8 protein-coding genes and 2 pseudogenes are annotated in these 16964 nt (G+C 66.9%); 4 read left to right on the top strand and 6 right to left on the bottom strand.

The features are described from left to right. Positions 1 to 116: 116 nt before the first annotated feature. The 3 genes from IE278_RS21485 (at position 117) to IE278_RS41965 (ending at position 5176) form a co-directional block, all read left to right on the top strand. Positions 117 to 2057: an ATP-binding cassette domain-containing protein gene (locus tag IE278_RS21485; RefSeq protein WP_189774667.1), complete on the top strand. Its 1941-nt coding sequence runs from the start codon at positions 117 to 119 to the stop codon at positions 2055 to 2057. 375 nt (positions 2058 to 2432) lie between these two features. Next, positions 2433 to 3908, top strand: coding sequence for an NUDIX hydrolase (locus IE278_RS21480; protein WP_189774666.1), 1476 nt, complete (start codon positions 2433 to 2435; stop codon positions 3906 to 3908). Beyond that, positions 3905 to 5176 carry a M15 family metallopeptidase gene (locus IE278_RS41965; protein ID WP_246570464.1) on the top strand — a complete coding sequence of 424 codons (1272 nt, stop codon included), beginning with the start codon at positions 3905 to 3907 and terminating at the stop codon, positions 5174 to 5176. Before IE278_RS21480 ends, IE278_RS41965 begins: the two co-directional genes overlap by 4 nt. Before the next feature lie 45 nt (positions 5177 to 5221). Here IE278_RS41965 and IE278_RS42325 read toward each other — a convergent pair. Beyond that, positions 5222 to 5494: pseudogene (locus IE278_RS42325) on the bottom strand (hypothetical protein). A gap of 300 nt (positions 5495 to 5794) precedes the next feature. On the opposite strand from IE278_RS42325, the gene IE278_RS21470 reads away from it, so the two are divergent. After that, positions 5795 to 6805 carry a DUF4238 domain-containing protein gene (locus IE278_RS21470; protein ID WP_189774665.1) on the top strand — a complete coding sequence of 337 codons (1011 nt, stop codon included), beginning with the start codon at positions 5795 to 5797 and terminating at the stop codon, positions 6803 to 6805. Positions 6806 to 7057: 252 nt separating this feature from the next. On the opposite strand, the gene IE278_RS21465 is transcribed toward IE278_RS21470, so the two are convergent. The 5 genes and pseudogenes from IE278_RS21465 to IE278_RS21445 all read right to left on the bottom strand — a co-directional run bounded on the left by IE278_RS21465 (position 7058) and on the right by IE278_RS21445 (position 16697). Continuing rightward, entirely contained in the window at positions 7058 to 11974 is a 4917-nt protein-coding gene (locus IE278_RS21465; RefSeq protein WP_189774664.1) for a S1 family peptidase, read from the bottom strand. 43 nt (positions 11975 to 12017) lie between these two features. Further along, positions 12018 to 12362, bottom strand: a complete 345-nt coding sequence (locus IE278_RS21460; protein ID WP_189774663.1) for a trypco2 family protein — start codon at positions 12360 to 12362, stop codon at positions 12018 to 12020. A gap of 129 nt (positions 12363 to 12491) precedes the next feature. Further along, a pseudogene (locus IE278_RS21455) lies at positions 12492 to 12803 on the bottom strand (helix-turn-helix domain-containing protein); the annotation flags it as partial. A gap of 390 nt (positions 12804 to 13193) precedes the next feature. Further along, the gene (locus tag IE278_RS21450; protein WP_189774661.1) at positions 13194 to 14534 is read right to left on the bottom strand and encodes a class I SAM-dependent RNA methyltransferase; all 1341 of its coding nucleotides are present in this window, start codon (positions 14532 to 14534) and stop codon (positions 13194 to 13196) included. 111 nt (positions 14535 to 14645) lie between these two features. Continuing rightward, entirely contained in the window at positions 14646 to 16697 is a 2052-nt protein-coding gene (locus IE278_RS21445) for an APC family permease (protein ID WP_189774660.1), read from the bottom strand. Between the last annotated feature and the right edge of the window lie 267 nt (positions 16698 to 16964).

The following is a 16964-nucleotide window of genomic DNA, read 5'->3' as shown; positions in this document are numbered from 1 at the left end:
TTCCCTGACGCAGGCAATAGCGGGCTTTCCAGCACGACCGAATGACGTGTGTTCGATATCGCAGCCGTGTCGTTAGACCTCACGACTCTGCCACAGTGACCGTCCCAGGGGGAACGATGACCTCGGCCGTTACACAAGACCAGCCGCCGCGACCACCGAAAGGGACCACGCCGGACGACGAACCGCAGGAGGCCACTGTTCGAGAGGAGGAATACCTCTACCGCGACGAGTCACGCCTCCAGGCCGGCTCCCAGCTGACCTCCCGCACCATGGCGCGCCGCCTGCCCTCGCTCGTGCGGCGCTCGGTACAGATGGCCTGGCATGTGGACCGCGGCGCGACCATCGGGCTGCTGGTGTGTCAGGTCGGGACAGGCGTCCTCGCAGCTCTTGGCCTCCTGGCGGTCACGGGCACGATCACCGCGCTGATCTCCGCGGGCGACATCACCAAGAGGCTGTGGGATGCCGCCCCGCAGCTGGCCGTGATCGCCACTGCCACCGGTCTGCGCGCGATGCTGGGGATCGCGGTCGTCTGGCTCACCGGCCGACTGCGCCCCGTGCTCGGTCGGGCCGCGGAAGTGACGATGGTCGAGGCCGCGCTCGGCGCGGAGCTGGCCGCCAACAACAAGCCCGGCTACAACGACGCCTACGACATCGCCGACCGCGGCGCCCAGGTCACCCCGGACCTGGTCGAGGAAGCGCAGGACGTCCTCGCAGCCACCGCGACACTCGCGGCCGGCGCCACCGTGCTGACCGTCCTGCATCCGCTGCTCCTTCCCCTTCTCTTCCTCGCGTGCCTGCCGCAGGCCGCCGCCTACGTCCGCTCCGCCCGCGTGATCTACCTCGCCGGCCTGGAAACCTCCGGGCGGCGCCGGATGCTGGGCAAGCTGCGCTGGCACATGGCCTACATGGAGTCCAGCGAGGAGATGCGGGCCTGTTTGGCCGGTCCCTTCCTTATCGGCCGGTACCGAAAGCTGGCCGCCTCCATCAACGCGGCCGAACGCCAGGCCGCGAACACTGGGGCCTGGATGGGTCTGGCCGGAGCCGTGGCCGGCGGGGTTGCCTCGCTTGCGGTGTGGGCGGCGCTCCTGTGGCTCCTGGCGTCGGGACGGATGGGCCTGGCGGCGGGCGGTGGCGCCGTCTTCGCCCTCCAGACCGCCACCGGCTCGGTGCGAGGCATCATCAACGGCGGGGCCCGCCTGGTGCGCACCGGATGGTACGTGCAGGACTGGCAAGGCTTTCTCGACAACGCCCACGGGCAGGCCATGGCCGACTCCCGTGGCACCGAGACGGTGGCTGCCGCCCCGCAGCGCTTCGAGGTCCGCAACGTCACCTACCGCTACGACGGCGCCCCCAAGGACAGCTTGAGCGAGGTCTCCCTTCACGTGAAGCGCGGCGAGATCGTGGCGCTGGTCGGGGAGAACGGCTCCGGCAAGTCCACCCTCTCCCGCCTGCTATGCGGTCTGTTGCTGCCCACCGAGGGTGACGTGGCCTGGGACCACGTCTCCACGGCGGACCTCGATCCATGGAGGTCGTGGGAGCATGTCGCGCTGGTGCCGCAGAAGTTCACGTACCTGCCGCTGACGATGCGCGACAACATCACGTTCGGGCAGGGCGACACCAGCGATGCAGCGCTGCTCGCCGCGTGCGAGGCATCCGGCGCCGCGGAGATACTGCCGGGCCTCCGCTCCGGCCTGAACACTCTCCTGACCAGCGAATGGTTCGGCGGGCAGCAGCTCTCCGGCGGGCAGTGGCAGCGCCTCGTTCTCACTCGCGCCTTCCACAGGCAGGCAGCACTGCTGGTGATGGATGAACCCACGGCCGCCCTCGACGCCCGTGCGGAACACCGGATCTTCTCCGGCCTGCGCGAACTGGCCAAGGACCGATCCATTCTGCTGATCACGCACCGGCTCACCAATGTGGCCGTCGCCGACCGGATCGTGGTGCTGGACGAGGGACGAATCGTCCAGGAGGGCACCTACGCCCAGCTCACCCAGCAGCCGGGGCTGTTCCGAACTCTGTGGAAACTACAGCGTCGGATGAGTGGCGACACCCCTTGACCGCCTCGCCCGCGTCAGGCCACCGCTATGCCAGGCAAGTGGACCGGCCCGCTGCAGATCCTCCCTGCTCCCCATGCTTCAACTGTCCGACGGACACCGGAAGGAATGCCGTGACGACCTCATCGGCCATCGGACACCCCTTCGCCCGCCTGCTCCCCCGTCCCCGCCCCCGCCCAGGCAGCCGCCCTGCTGGGCTGGGGCCCGCCCGGAGCCCGGCAAGCCCGACTCGCCGTGCACACGGCACGAGAGCGGTGGGACCTACCCGCAACCCTCGCCGCTATCGAGGAGATCCCTGCGGAGGGGATGCGACTGAGCTGACCTGAACCCACCCCCGTCTCGCCTCCTCCCGCTACACGCCCCTCTGAGGTAGTCCCCATGTCGTTGTCGCACCACCACATCCACGCCACCGTCGATGCCTACCTCGCTCGCCACCCTCACGAGCGCGAACAGCTCGGCGTCCTCCTGGACGCCCTCGACCGCACCGGCGAGGACATCGCCAGCCGCTCGACCTTCACCGGTCACGTCACCTGCAGTGCGATCGTCGTCGATCAGCTCGGCCGCGTCCTGCACGTGCTGCACCTGGCCAGCGGGAAGGAACTCGCCCCCGGCGGCCACACCGAACCCACCGACGACTCCTTGGCAGCGGCGGCGCTGCGGGAGCTGGCCGAGGAGACCGGCATCCCTTCCCGGGCCGTCACGCCGTGGCCCGGCTACGAGACTGCGCCGCTGGACATCGACATCCATAACATCGAGGCCCACCCGGGTAAGGGCGAACCCGAGCACCAGCACTTCGACTTCCGGTTCCTCTTCCGTCTGCACACCGCCACCGAAGTGCCGGTCGTGCTGCAGGAGGAAGAGATCGGCGGCATCGAGTGGCATCCCGTGGACCGGGTGACCTCTCCAGCCCTGCGCGAGAAGCTGCTCAAGCTCCCGCTCCGGGCCGAACCGGAGACGGCCAACGCCTCGGCCCTGATCTACAACGACCGCGGCGAGTACCTGCTCCACCTTCGCGATTACTTCCCCGGCCAGATCTGGGAGCCGGGCATGTGGTCCCTGCTGGGCGGCGGCCGCGAGCCTCAGGACGCCACCCTGGAACACACCGTCCGGCGTGAACTGGCCGAGGAAGCCGGCCTCGACCTCGCCGACCTCACCCCGTTCGGCACCGAGCACGCCACCGACGACGTCGGCGCGACCGTGCCCATCGCCATCTACGCAGGCCGCTGGAACGGTGATCCGCACGAACTCCATTTGACCGAAGGGGTGATGCTCGCCTGGTTCGCTCCCTCGGATCTTCACCGCCTCCGCATCGCGGACACCACTAGCGACCTCGTACGGCACCACGCCATCAGCCTTCCGGCGACGCAGAGCGGGCCCGAACCCGAGGAGGAAAGTCCGGCATCACCGCACGGCACGGTCCCCAACATCATCGGCGTCCACCTCTATCTGGAGCGGCCCGACGGGACGGTGCTGCTCGGGCTGCGCCACCCCAACTCCCCGTTCGCGCCGTCCACCTGGCACGTCCTGGCCGGCCACTGCGAACAGGAGAACGCCATCGCCTGCCTGATCAGGGAGGCACGCGAGGAAGCCGGCCTGCACATCGAGCGCAAGGACGTCGAACTCGTCCACGTCGTCCACCACATCGGCAAGCCCAGGAACCCGCCCCGCATGGGCCTGTTCTTCCGCGCCCGCGCCTGGAGCGGCGAACCGGAACTGCGCGAGCCGGACAAGTGCACCCAGTGGAAATTCTGGGACCCCACCGCCCTTCCCGACGATCTCGTCCCCTACACCCGACTGGCTATCGCGAAGATCCAGAACGGCGAGCTGTACAGCGAGACGGGCTGGCCCGCATGACCGACACACCGACCAGCGCGCCCCGCCACGTGCCCGCTGCGACAGCGGCCGGACGTCCCGACACCCGCCTCGTAGTGATCCGCGGAAACTCGGCGTCGGGCAAGTCGAGCGTGGCCCAGGGCCTGCGAGACCACTACGGCCGGGGTGTCGCGATCGTGGGCCAGGACGTGATCCGGCGAAATGTGCTGCGCGAGCACAACACCACGGGCGGCGCCAACATCGCCCTGCTGGGCAGGATCGCCCGTCACGCCCTGGACGCCGGCTTTCACGTCGTACTCGAAGGAATCCTCTACGCCGACCGCTACAGCCACATGATCACATCGTTGGTCAGGGACCACCGCGGCATCTCAGCCTGCTACTACCTCGACGTACCTCTGGAAGAGACTCTGGCCCGGCACGCGTCGAAAGCGGACGCCTCGTACCTGGAGCAAGTCACCGACAACCACCTCACCTCCTGGTACCGCGAGCTGGATCTGCTCCCCGGCGGTTTGGAGACCGTGGTCCCGGCTGACAGCACGCTGCAGGAGACCGTCGCCCGGATCGTGTGCGAATCAGATCTGACCGCCGCCGCTTCCGCCTCCGCCCCGCCACCGCAGTGCACGCCGTCACAGGGAGACCCGATGAACCTGGTGTTGATGTCCGACCCGCGAGTCGCTGCGATCCCGGTGCGCGAGTGCGGAGAGCCGCTCGTCGACGTGCGTGACCACGACTTCCGCGTCGACACCCGAAAGCGAGACCCGCTGGGCGCGTTCGCCCACGTACGTGAAGGCGTCCTCGCCCGGCTGAAGCACGCTCGCTCGCTCCTGCCCGCCGGAACCGACCTGCTGTTCATCGAGGGCTACCGGCCACTGGCCCTCCAACAGTGCTACTTCACCGACTACCGCGACGAGCTGGCCGCCGTCCACCCCGACTGGACGCCTGAGCAGCTGCACCAGGCCGCCAGCCGGTACGTGTCGCCGCCGGAGATCGCGCCTCACTCCGCGGGCGCGGCCGTGGACGTGACCCTCGTCGACCAGGACGGCCACGAACTCGACCTCGGAACCCGCGTCAACGCCTCCCCAGAGGAGAGCGACGGGGCGTGCTTCACGCACGCCCCGAACCTCAGCGACCAGGCACGCCACCGTCGCACGCTGCTGCTCAAGGCAATGGAGGGCGCAGGTTTCACGAACTACGGAACCGAGTTCTGGCACTTCTCGGTGGCGGACAGGTACGACGCGCTGATGCGGCAGGAGCCGCACGCGCGCTACGGACCGATCGAACTGCCGTAGCGCGTCGGCAGACTCGTCCGCTTCCTCGCCACCCACTCCGATCAGTCAGGGAGCGTCACCGGTCCAGTCCCAGTGGCCTGGGTCGCCGGGGCGCGGACGGTACAGGAAGCGGCCGCCGGAACCGAAATGCCCCAGTTCGGTAGCGAGAGCGACGCTGTGGTCGCTTTTCTCCGGCGTCCAGCCGGTGATGTCGAGCAGCAGACCATCCAACGGACCCCCGACAAGTTCGGCATAGCGCCGATCGGGTCACGTGCCAGGGTGCTCATGGTCGGCACCGTAGACCCGGCGGCGTAGCAACCGCTCGTCATCACGCTCCATGCGTTCAGCGTGGCAGCCAGCCGCTACTGACAGAGTGCTCGACCCAGTTGAGGGAGCGAGCCAGTCGGCCGTGCTCTACTCTGACGCCTCACACAGGCAACGTGCTCGCGGCACTCGTCAAGGGCCGCCGCCCCGTCTGCTCCGACACCAGCCTCGAGAACAGCTGCCTCGTGGTGGGCCTCAAGGCGGCAAGCGTTCGACTGCACCACGTCTCCGAGCGATTGCCCTGACCGCCCAACTCGCCGGCCCGCGCTGAGAATTCTCGGCACCGTGCGCCGAGGTCTTGGCAGAATCCAGCGAGTGAAGGCAGCTCAAGTAACCCGGCAGCACCTCGTCTCTCAAGTCCTACTCAAGCAGTTCACCACGACAGCGCCGGATCGTCGGGGCCCTCTGGTACGTCCTGTCGATGTGCGCTACCCGGAACGCTCGAACAAGCTGAAAAGCACTCGGGCGTGCGGTTGGGCCGACTTCTTCATCTCCTACGACTCTCAGTCCGCCGAGGATTTGTGGAACTCCGTGGAACGCCGTGCTCCGGCCGCCTTCGAGGCCCTGCAGGCTGGCACGCTGTTCGCTGACCCCCTGCACGAAGACGCTCTGCGGGACCTGATTGTTCTGCACTACGTGCGGTCGTACCGCTATCGCGACGTATACACCAACGCGTTTGAGACTATGCGCGTGCGGGTCCGCGAGAATCTCATCGAGCAGCGCCAACAGCCTCTGCGCCGTTTGGCGTTGCAGCGCACAGGGCTGCATCTGGTCGGCGTCGGCGGCCTGGACGCTTTCGCCGAGCGTCTCGTGGCCCAGTCCGAGGTCACCCAGGAGCACGAGGCAGGTGTCCTCTTTCGTAGCAGCATCGAGAGCATGTTCAACAAGGTGCGCGCCATGGCCTCGAACTGGCACGTGGAGGTCTTGACGCCCGAACGGGGACAGTTCCTCGTCGGCGACAACCCTGCAGTGTCCGTTCGTACGGACAGCACACCCTGGTCATACAACATGGCTTTCGGTGACGCGCACTCCATCGTCCTGCCCATAACTCCCCGCCATCTGCTGGCCCTGGGAAGGGAAAACATCGTCGGCACCATCCCTCGGCCCGTGGTCGACCAGATCAACACGGTGCAGATACTCGCCGCCGACCGCTATGTGTACATGCACCCTCGAAGCACGAGGCTGGAGACGTTCGCGAAAGAGACCGCGAGGCGGCGGCGAGCGGACGGGGTGAGCCCGTACAGCGCGTCGGCGCAGGCGCCGGATATCGTAGACCAGCCGTCGGGTGGCGTCCGCACCTCAACATCTCGCCACGTCACCCCGTGAAGGACACCACGCGCCCGGCAACGCGCGCTCACAGCGTGCCTCTGGGGTCGCGTCCGTGCTCACCCGTGGCCGCAGGCGACGGCTGCGGCGACTTCGACCATCTCCCACCGGCTGGAAGGACCTCCGCTGCCGTCCACACACTGCTGAACTGCAACTATTCAGGATGAAAGAGGTTCATTGACTAAGATCCACCGTCGGTACTCGCTGTAGATCCGGAAGACTCAAGAGAGGACGGGCAGGGAATCTGAGGCATCACCTGCTGTACGGCGCCAGTCCCTCGTTGCCGGCGACGACCAAGGAGTCGACGAGCATCTGCCATTCATCCAACTTACCGAGCTCCTCGGCCGTTGTGCGAATTTCCTTGAGCCAGCTATCCGAAAACCACGACTGCTTGACCGTGACACACCCATCTTGAATGCACAGGTCAGAGACCCAGGGCACACCGCGGGTGACTTGCACTTCCTCCGGGAGCTTTCGCAGGATTCTGATAAGCGCGTCGACGGACTTGACCTCACCTCGAGCGGCAGGCAGCCAATCGTCAATCACCTCAACAAGGTCGTCAGCGCGGACCCAGTCAATGGGTTCACCGACGACCTCGTTGTACAGCCCCTGCGCCCAAGGAAGAGGATCCGGCAGTAGGGCACCGGCGACCCAGTCCCCCCAGTGGTGGTCGCGATAGGGGCTCGGGTCATCACTCAGATAGCCAATGGCATGGCGCAGCAACGATGGCCAGACACCTCGGGCAGCCTCGGCCAAGCGGTCGTTCTCTGCACCTGCCGCGGCAAGACCGTGGAGGAAATTCGACATCAACTGTGCACCTGCGCGAAGAACATCGAGGTGCTCGAGCAACGGTCTGATGTCGCCGTTCTTCGCGAACCCTTCGAGCAGGGCCCGTGCGGCGACAAGGGTGTGCGTCCCGCGGTCGTCCGCGGACCAGCCCTCGCTCTCTTGCACGACCATGGCTCGTCGCTCGACGTCGAGGAGCACGGCGAGGAGCGCGGCTGCCTCGTCAGTGCAACAGTGGTCTGTCGACGCGGCTGCGCCGAGGCCGCGAATGGCTGCATCGAGAACCGCGATCCTGACAGAGTCACCCGGTAGTTCCTGGAGGCGTTCGGCCACGTCGCCAGCAATCTGGACATTCGGCCGCCTTTGGTCGCTTTGGTCCCACGGACCGATTTCTGCGCCACGGGCGGTCTCAAGCAACCAGTTCAATGCGGTCGGGTGGATGCAAGGGTTGAAGTGGCATGGGCCCCTCCAGACGACATCGCATCCACGTGCCAGGTACAGCCGGGTCTCCGTAGGCGCCTTGCCTGCCATCGCAAGGCCGGCTTCGGCAACATCTTCGATCGAGCCACCAGCCGCTTCCAGCGGTGCAGCCAGGGCGGGTGTGAGGAACGCCGGCACGGCTTGAGCCACCGCTCGGTCGGCGCCAAGATCGAAGAACTGGCCCTCGTGATGTTGGCCCTCGGTCTCCTGGAACGACAGTGCGATGCCGATGACAAGCTCGGTTGCGAATTGCGCTTCGTCGCCAAGCGCCTCCATATCACCAGCAGCGGCTCGTTCGATCGCTACTCGAGTGACGTGCGCAACGGCGTCCAAATCCCGGGGAGGCATTTGATCTCCGTCGGACCCCAGCAGGGCACGGCCTGCCGCCAGATCCGCAGCGATCTCTGCCGATGGAGGCGGCACGTACTCGGTGTCGTGCTTGACCGATCCCCAATACCGGTTCTTCAGCCGCGTGCTGACCTGCAGGGCTTCCTGGTAAGCCGTGTGCGCTTCTTGTGCGGCTCGCAGCTCAGGCGGCGGCTCGAGCTCGATGTGGACTGCATCGCCGTGCTGTTTAACCCGGTATCGATCCGAATCCAGACTGGCAGCCCAGTTCTTCGTAAGCTCTTGGCTAAATCCAAGACGGTCGCCATTCTCGACAAGCTTTTTGGCGATTTTCTTCAAATCCTGGACACGCACCTGCCCACCATGCACTATAAGCCACATGGCTACCTCGCGCGGTGTCCAACGGCGACGTTCGAGGTTCGCGAGCCCTTCGGTTATTGCACGCAGCCCTGAATACTCACTCGTCGTGCGACCGAACTCCAAGTCCCACACAACCGGTTCGGCGAGGAACAGGTCGAGTTCGGCGCCGACTTTCTCGATGTGGCGCACGAGCAGACCAAATAGCATCCCCGGAACCGCGAGGTTCTCGCAGCCATACAGGAGTACCTCAACGACCCTTTTTGGTGACACGCCCTGACTCAACCACATATCGGCAAGGCGCTCCATCGCCTGGAGCGCGCTCATCGCCGAATATGGGCCGACCGACGTACCCCGGTACCAGCTCCAAACATGACTGTCGCCGACATACAAGCGGGAAGTGCCATAAATATTCAGAATTGCACCGCGGTCTTCTCCCTCTCCATTCTCCGCCTCACCATCGGCACCCTCGCCGCCACCATCAAAAGGATCAGTAAATGCGTAGGGCGGGCTAGGCCGCGACAACATTGCTACGCGCGCCCGCGCACCGCTATTAAGGATGCCATTCAACACCCGCACCGAGGTCGGCACTGATGCTGCCTGGAATAGCTGCCAGAACCCACCGAAGTAGTACTGGAAGAAAGGTACTCCGAAACCTCTCCAGCGCCCCTGATGCCCTCGGACACCCTCATCTCGGTGCCAGCTTGTTTCGTCGTCGATGTAGTAGGCCATCATCAACGCCGCCAATAGCTCCGGGTCCTTCTGCGCCAAGGCTCGGGCACTCAATGGCGCGTCCGCGGCCGGAGCCAGGAACGCTGGTGCATCGTCCGCGATGGCCCGAAGGCACGCTTCGATGGCATCGTCAATGTCCGGACCGAGCAGGGCCAACGTTTCGACGAAATTCTCCCTCGTCAGATGGTAGTCCAGCTCACGTCGGCGTCGACGGCGTTGCAAGATTCGCCCGGACGGTACGTTCGCTCCGGTTTTGCGTAGAGGAAACGAGTTCCAGTAGGCAAGGAGGCGGCCTCGAAGCCGGATTCGCAGCTCGTCGCCGGCCGGAATGTTTGCCAGGGAAAGAGCTTGCAGCCAGTCCGCGAGCAGTTCGAACGAATCTTCCGACACATCCCAGGGCTTTTTTTCATCGAGAAGAATCTGGACAACAGGGTTAGTGATGAGATGGTCGATCAGCCCGTTGACCTTATGCCTCTGCTGAACAACTCGAACCACGTCGCCGAGCACCAGGTCGACCGACTTATCCTCGCACGCGGACTTTAGGCATTCGTACGCGAATGGCGTCTCCAAAACCGCCTCTACCGGAACGTCAGACCACCGGGGTCCGTGCGCTGCCGCGAATACCTGCAAGCGTGAGCGCAGTTCGATGAACATCCGAACGGGTCGAGTGTCTGGTGCTTTCAGTAGCCCCTTGCAGGCAAGTGTGGCGGCCGACAGTGCCCACCGGGGCGCCCCCGCTGCCTGCAGCAACTCGGTCGGGCTCTGACTACGGACGAGAAGGATGGCGGTCGCGTACCGCCGGACTTCGTCGTGCGCGAAGTCCGGCTGGTTCCGGTACCGGCTCGCCGGCGCGAGCAGATGATCACGGCGCAGCGCGTCGACTGCTGCGGCATCGACGCCTGCGAAGGGCCGATGCCCCTCGGGCAGCTTCATGGTCGCTGCGGCTACCGCAAGCAGTGTCTGTTCGCGTGCCTCCGCCGATCCGACACCGGGCCGTCCGTCGCCGCGAACAACCCTGCTCCACACGAGATCAAGGCATTCCCACTCACCCAGCGCGCTGCCCGGCTCCGTCCCGGTCCGAGCCAGAAGGTCCAGCACGACAGGTCTGCGCAGCAGCGAGTTCGCAGGCAGGTCTCGCAGGACTGCACGCAGAAGCTGAAAATGTCCCGAAACGACCGCGATATCCGCATCTCCGAGCGGCGACATCTCGAAAGACGAAACGGACTTCGCGAACCCCAGCTCGACCTGCTCCCGCACGTAACCCAGTGCCACGTCAGATGTGACCGCGACGAGCCCAACACCGGCCGCAGCCGCTGCCAGCACCAGATCGCTCAAGAGGCCAGCGGACCGCTCCAGAGCAGCATCAGCCGCGTCGATGACCAAGACCCGAGACGGTGCCGACATCTCTGCGAGCACGTCCTCCAGCGACATCCCAAGGGCGGCTCGGAGCTCCAAGCTGGACTGCGGCAAACTCCGGAAGTTCACCACCACCCCTTGGAACCCGGCAGGGTCTACGGCTTCCAGCTCGGCGACGGCCAACAGCGTCAGCGCACTCTTTCCGATGCCCGACTCGCCGGATACCAACAGAGCCGAAGCACGAGTACCGGCCTCGCGCAGGGCCTCAGCGAGTTGCTCGCGGCGATCGGCGAATGAGATCACGACCGGACCGCCGGATGACTCATCACCGATAGTGGTCCGAACGCCGGCCGTAGCGAGCTTGCGTTGTTCAGCGAGCACCGACCACGCGTGTCGGCTTCGTGTCGCGGTCGCCTCGTCGGCGGTGACGTCGTCGGCTGTGTTCCGGGTGCTGGGGAAGCCGTGCTCGGTCAGCAGGGTGGTGAATCCTGGGTCGGTGAGGAGCAGGTGGACGGGTTCGGCGGTGAGGCGTCGTTCGCCCATGCCGGTGCCGTATTCGACGGCGACGCCGACGAGGTGTCCGTTGGTGAAGATGGCGGTGCCGGAGGCGCCGGCCCAAGGACGTTCCTTCTGCTGTGTGGCGGCGGGCCAGACGCGACAGTCGAGGACCCAGCGTCTGCCGGCGGTGGTCAGGGGGGCGAGTTCGCCGCGGAGGCTCTCGTACTGGACGCCGCCGCCTGAGAGGGTGGAAAACGCCGGAACCCCGATCCCGGCATAGGCCAGCGGAGCATCGCCCTGGGGCCGGCCCCAGGGCACGGCCGTCGTGTGGCCTTCGTCGGCGTCCTGGTCCAGAAGCAGCAGCGCGACGTCCGGCACCCCGGCGCCATCCGGGCCGAGGTCCGGGGCTGGCCAGATGACCGTCGCGGTGCATTTGCGAAGCCCGGAGTCCGCGCGAGGATGCCCGACCCAGACGGTCGCACCGGACGCGCGGACACCGTCGTCGTGGACGACGTGGAGCGCGGTCAGCACCAGCCGGGGCCCGATGAGATACCCCGAACCCGACCCGCCCACCGGCTGGTCAGGCTTGATGTACGCCGTTCTCTGCGCGTCCACTGTCGTTCTCCCGCTACGCCCGCGCCTCCACGTTTGTGACTACTCAGGCGTCGCCGCCAGGCGGGACATCAGCCCTCGGCTCCCCGCCAGGCGTCTCGTGCCGGCGGATGCGGGCGGGCTGTCCGCCCAGGGCCTCGTCGCGGACGTTCAGCGTCAACGTCAGCGTCTGCCTCTGCGTGCTCCCACCCCCACCTCCGGCCTCCGCTGCACCCTTGGTGCCGAAGGCGCCGACTTCGACGTTGACCTTGCCGTTGCCGTCCTTGCGGAACTCGACCTCAAGACAGAGCTCGGCCTGCTCGACCTCGAACCTGAACTGCTCGTTGCCACCGGTATCAGCGGCTTTGTACAGCTCTTCGCGGAGTTCTGCCAGCGCCTCGGACAGCGTCACCTTTGCCACGATTCCCCCTCTAACGCCCCTGCGGACGGTGTGCTCGATCGGCCTGAAGCGCAGCTACCCTGACAACACCTCGCCTGCGCAGAGGGAACGCGAAATCCCAGACCACACCACCGAGATCGCTTCGCCATGGTACGGCTCGTCGGCGGCGATGCGGTCGGTAGGGGTCAGAGTGCCGTCGACGATCACATGATCACCCTCGCCCAGGCCGGTCAGAGCCTCGTGCAGGCCCGGCGCCCACGCCGCGAGGACGTCCAGGGTCTCGCCGACGTACCGCCAAGCGGTGGCGGTCGAGACGCCGAATCCGGCTGTCAGGGCGGGCAGCGTCTCGTTCTTACGCAGGTGCACCAGCGCGAGCAGGGCCTGCTGGAAACAGTCCAGCTTCCGCCACCGCGAACGGCGTTCACGCCTTCGTGCGTAGATGAGCCAGGACATATGCTCAACCAGCTCATGTGGGACATGAACCGTGGCGTGATACGGGATCAAGCGAGGCTCCTCGGACGACGCGTGGTACGTAGAGAACACCACAAACGAAAGGCCATTTCCCCAGGTCAGAGGCAGGTAGTCGATCGTTGCCGCAGGTCAGCGGAGTGGCTGGTCTCTTCCGCAACATCTGATCTGCAGGGCCTGGCGACTCCGCTTTGAGCGTCACCAGCCTCGGCGTTGCATCGTCACTCGCAGCCTTGACGCCGCCTGACCTGCCCAATATGCGCCTGACACCCCATCAGAACGAGCGTCAAATGAGCGTCACGAGCGTCATTTCAGCGTCAAGATATCGCCCGTAACGCCCACACCGCACATAACGCGCACGCGCAAAACCGCAGGTCAGGCGCCCTTCGCCACCGGTTCGAGGATCGCCACGCACTCCACATGGTGCGTCATCGGGAACAGGTCGAACGCTCGCAGCGTCCGCACCCGGTACCCGCCCTCCTTGAAGTACGCCAGGTCGCGCGCCAGCGCCGCCGGGTCGCAGGCCACGTACGCGATCTTGCGGGCGCCCAGTGACGTCAGGTGCTGGACCGTCTTCTTGCCGGCGCCGGCGCGCGGCGGGTCCAGGACGACGAGGTTGACCTCGGTGATCCCCGTGCGCGGCAGGATCGCCTCGACCTTGCCCTGCTCGATGCGGACGCGGTCGAACGCGGCGAGGTTGTGCCGGGCGTCCTCCACCGCGCGCTTGCCGGACTCGATGCCGAGGACCGCGCCCTTGTCGCCGATGCGGTCGGCGAGGGCGCCGGCGAAGAGGCCGACTCCGCAGTACAGGTCGAGCGCCATGTCGCCCTTGCGCGGCAGCAGGCCCTGCATGACGGCCTTGACCAGGGTGTCGGCCGCCTGCGGGTGGACCTGCCAGAAGCCGCCGCTGCCGACCCGGTGCGTACGGCCGTCGGCCCGCTCGCGGACGAAGGCGCGGCCGTGGACCCGGTGGATCCCCCCGTCGTGCTCCTCGACGCGCATGACGGAGGCGGGCTTGTCGAGTTCGACGAGGGGCAGCCGGGCGCCCGGCTTCGGTTCGAGGATGACCATGCGGTCCTGCGAACCGGTCGCGGCGATCGCCTCGACGGACTCCATGCCGGACCAGTCGTGCTTCTCGATGCCCAGCTCGGAGACTCCGGGAGCGGCGATCATGCAGTGTTCGATGGGCTCGACCTCGTGCGAACGGTGGCGGCGCAGACCGGCGTTGCCGTCCTCGTCGACCGCGTACTGCACGCGCGTACGCCAGGCGGGTACCTCGCCGGGGGGCAGTTTGTCGCCCTCGGCCGGCATCACCGTGCCGTCCCAGCCTGCCTCCTCCGGGGTGAGGCCCGCGAGCCGCTGGAGCTGCTCGGCGATGACCTCGCCCTTCAGCCGCCGCTGCGCACCCGGCTTGGCGTGCTGCCAGTCGCAGCCGCCGCAGCGCCCGGGGCCGGCGTAGGGGCACGGGGCGTCCACCCGGTCCTTGGAGGCTTCCCGGATCTCGACCGCGTCGGCGCGCAGGAACCGCGAGTCCTCCTCGCCGTCCGTCACCCGCGCGAGGACCCGCTCGCCGGGCAGCGCATGCCGTACGAAGAGGACCTGGCCGGCGTCGTTGCGGGCGACGCAGTGCCCGCCGTGCGCGACGGGGCCGACCTCGACCTCGTACTCCTGCCCCACGAGCGACCCCGCCTGCGTTTTCTTCGGTTCTGCCTGCATGGCGGGGTGACTCCAGATGCGAAAGGGGGGAACGAACGGCCAGAGCGGCCGGACCACAGCCCACCAGTCTACGTGGACGCCGCCCGACCGCTCACCACACTCGTCCCGCCCTCAGCGCTTGGGCCCCGACGGCTCCTTCGGGCGGTGCTCCGCCGGACCGCGCCGCACCGAGCCCGGCGCGTTCCACTCCGAGCGCCTGCGGGCCCGCTTCTTGGCCACCTCGGAGGACTCCAGCTGATAGGGCACGGACGTCACCATCACGCCCGGCGTGAACAGCAGCCGGCCCTTGAGCCGCAGCGCGCTCTGGTTGTGCAGCAGGTGCTCGTACCAGTGGCCGACCACGTACTCGGGGATGATCACCGACACCACGTCGCGCGGGGACTCTCGGCGCAGTCCCTTCACGTACTCGATGACCGGCCGGGTGATCTCGCGGTACGGCGAGTCGAGGATCTTCAGCGGCACGGTGAAGCCGCGCCGCTCCCACTCGTCGCGCAGGACCTTCGTCTCGGCCGGGTCGACGTTGACGCTGAGCGCTTCCAGGGTGTCGGAGCGCATCAGCTTGGCATAGCCGAGGGCACGCAGCGCCGGCCGGTGGATCTTGGAGATCAGAACCACGGAGTGGACGCGGGAGGGGCGCAGGCTGTCGTCGGAGGGGCCCTCGGGCGCGGCGATCTCCTCGGCCACGCGGTCGTAGTGCTTCCGGATCGCGGACATCGTCGCGTAGAAGATCACCATGCCGAGCAGGGCGACCCAGGCGCCGTGCGTGAACTTGGTACCGAGGACGACGACCAGGACCAGGCCGGTGAAGAAGGCGCCGAACGCGTTGATCGCCCGGGAGCGGACCATGTGGCGGCGCTTGACCGGGTCCTTCTCGGTGGCCAGGTGGCGGTTCCAGTGCCGGACCATGCCGGTCTGGCTCAGCGTGAAGGACACGAACACGCCGACGATGTAGAGCTGGATGAGGCGGGTGGAGTCGGCGCCGTAGATCCAGATCAGCAGGATGGCCGCGCCGGCCAGCAGCACGATGCCGTTCGAGAAGGCGAGCCGGTCGCCGCGGGTGTGCAGCTGGCGCGGCAGGTACCGGTCCTGGGCGAGGATCGAGCCGAGCAGCGGGAAGCCGTTGTACGCGGTGTTCGCGGCCAGGAAGAGCACGAGCGCGGTGGCCGCGGCGAGCACGATGAACAGGAAGCTGCCGTCGCCGAACACGGCCTCGGCGACCTGGGAGATCACCGGGTTCTGGACGTAGTCGGAGCCGACCGCGACGCCGTTCTCCAGCAGGTCGTGCGCCGGGTACTCGGCCATGCGCACGTTCGTCGCCATGGCGAGGGCGATGATGCCGCAGAACATGGTGACGGCCAGCAGGCCCATCGCAGCGAGCGTGGTCGCCGCGTTCTTGGACTTGGGCTTGCGGAAGGCCGGCACGCCGTTGCTGATCGCCTCGACGCCGGTGAGCGCCGCACAGCCGGAGGAGAAGGCGCGCAGCAACAGGAAGACGAGGGCGAAGCCCGCGAGGCCCTGGTGCTCGGCCTTGATCGTGAAGTCGGCGGTCGGCGCCTTCATGGTGTCGCCGAGGACGATCCCGCGGAACGCCCCCCACGCGATCATCAGGAAGACACCGGTCACGAACACGTACGTCGGGATCGCGAAGAGCTTCCCCGACTCCTTGACCCCGCGCAGGTTCATCAGGGTGAGCAGCACGATCACGGCGATCGCGCAGAAGACCTTGTGTTCGACGACGAAGGGGATGGCCGAGCCGAGGTTCTCGATGCCGGACGCGATCGACACGGCGACGGTGAGGACGTAGTCGACGAGCAGCGCGCTGGCGACGGTGAGACCGGCCTTGGGGCCGAGGTTGGTGTTGGCCACCTCGTAGTCGCCGCCACCGCTGGGGTAGGCGTGCACGTTCTGCCGGTAGGAGGCCACGACGGTGAACATCAGCACGACGACCGCGACGGCGATCCAGGGGCTGAAGTGATAGGCCGACACGCCCGCGATGGACAGGACGAGCAGCACTTCTCCCGGCGCGTACGCCACGGAGGAGAGCGGGTCGGAAGCGAAAACGGGGAGTGCGATGCGCTTCGGCAGGAGAGTTTCTCCGAGCCGGTCACTGCGCAGTGCGCGCCCGATCAGGATCCGTTTGGGCACGTCGGTCAGTTTGGACACGGTGAGGATCGTAAGCGCTCGAACACGGCCTCGCCCACCCTCCCCCGCCCGCCGGGACGCCTGATCGGCGGGATCGGTGACCGGGATCTGCTCTACGAGTGAAATCCGGTGTGCGCTCGCTTATGTAATCGCTGGCCAGGCGAATCTCCGTGCCTATATGAAAAAAGCCAAATCTTTGCTTCCCTTTGCCAATTCATGGAGGTTCCATGCTCGCCACCGCGGAACTCGCCGGCGCCACCGCCGAACTCATCGGCGCCGCGGCCGGAC

This window comes from Streptomyces tauricus (genome assembly GCF_014650955.1).
Lineage (GTDB): Bacteria > Actinomycetota > Actinomycetes > Streptomycetales > Streptomycetaceae > Streptomyces > Streptomyces tauricus.
The sequence above is the reverse complement of the archived record's forward strand: the minus strand, read 5'-3'. Positions and strand labels throughout refer to the sequence as shown.

Bases quoted from the DNA above. Each gene is read 5' to 3' on its own strand.
- IE278_RS21485 (WP_189774667.1), top strand. From the start codon at position 117: ATGACCTCGGCCGTTACACAAGACCAGCCGCCGCGACCACCGAAAGGG.
- IE278_RS21480 (WP_189774666.1), top strand. From the start codon at position 2,433: ATGTCGTTGTCGCACCACCACATCCACGCCACCGTCGATGCCTACCTC.
- IE278_RS41965 (WP_246570464.1), top strand. From the start codon at position 3,905: ATGACCGACACACCGACCAGCGCGCCCCGCCACGTGCCCGCTGCGACA.
- IE278_RS21450 (WP_189774661.1), bottom strand. From the start codon at position 14,534: ATGCAGGCAGAACCGAAGAAAACGCAGGCGGGGTCGCTCGTGGGGCAG.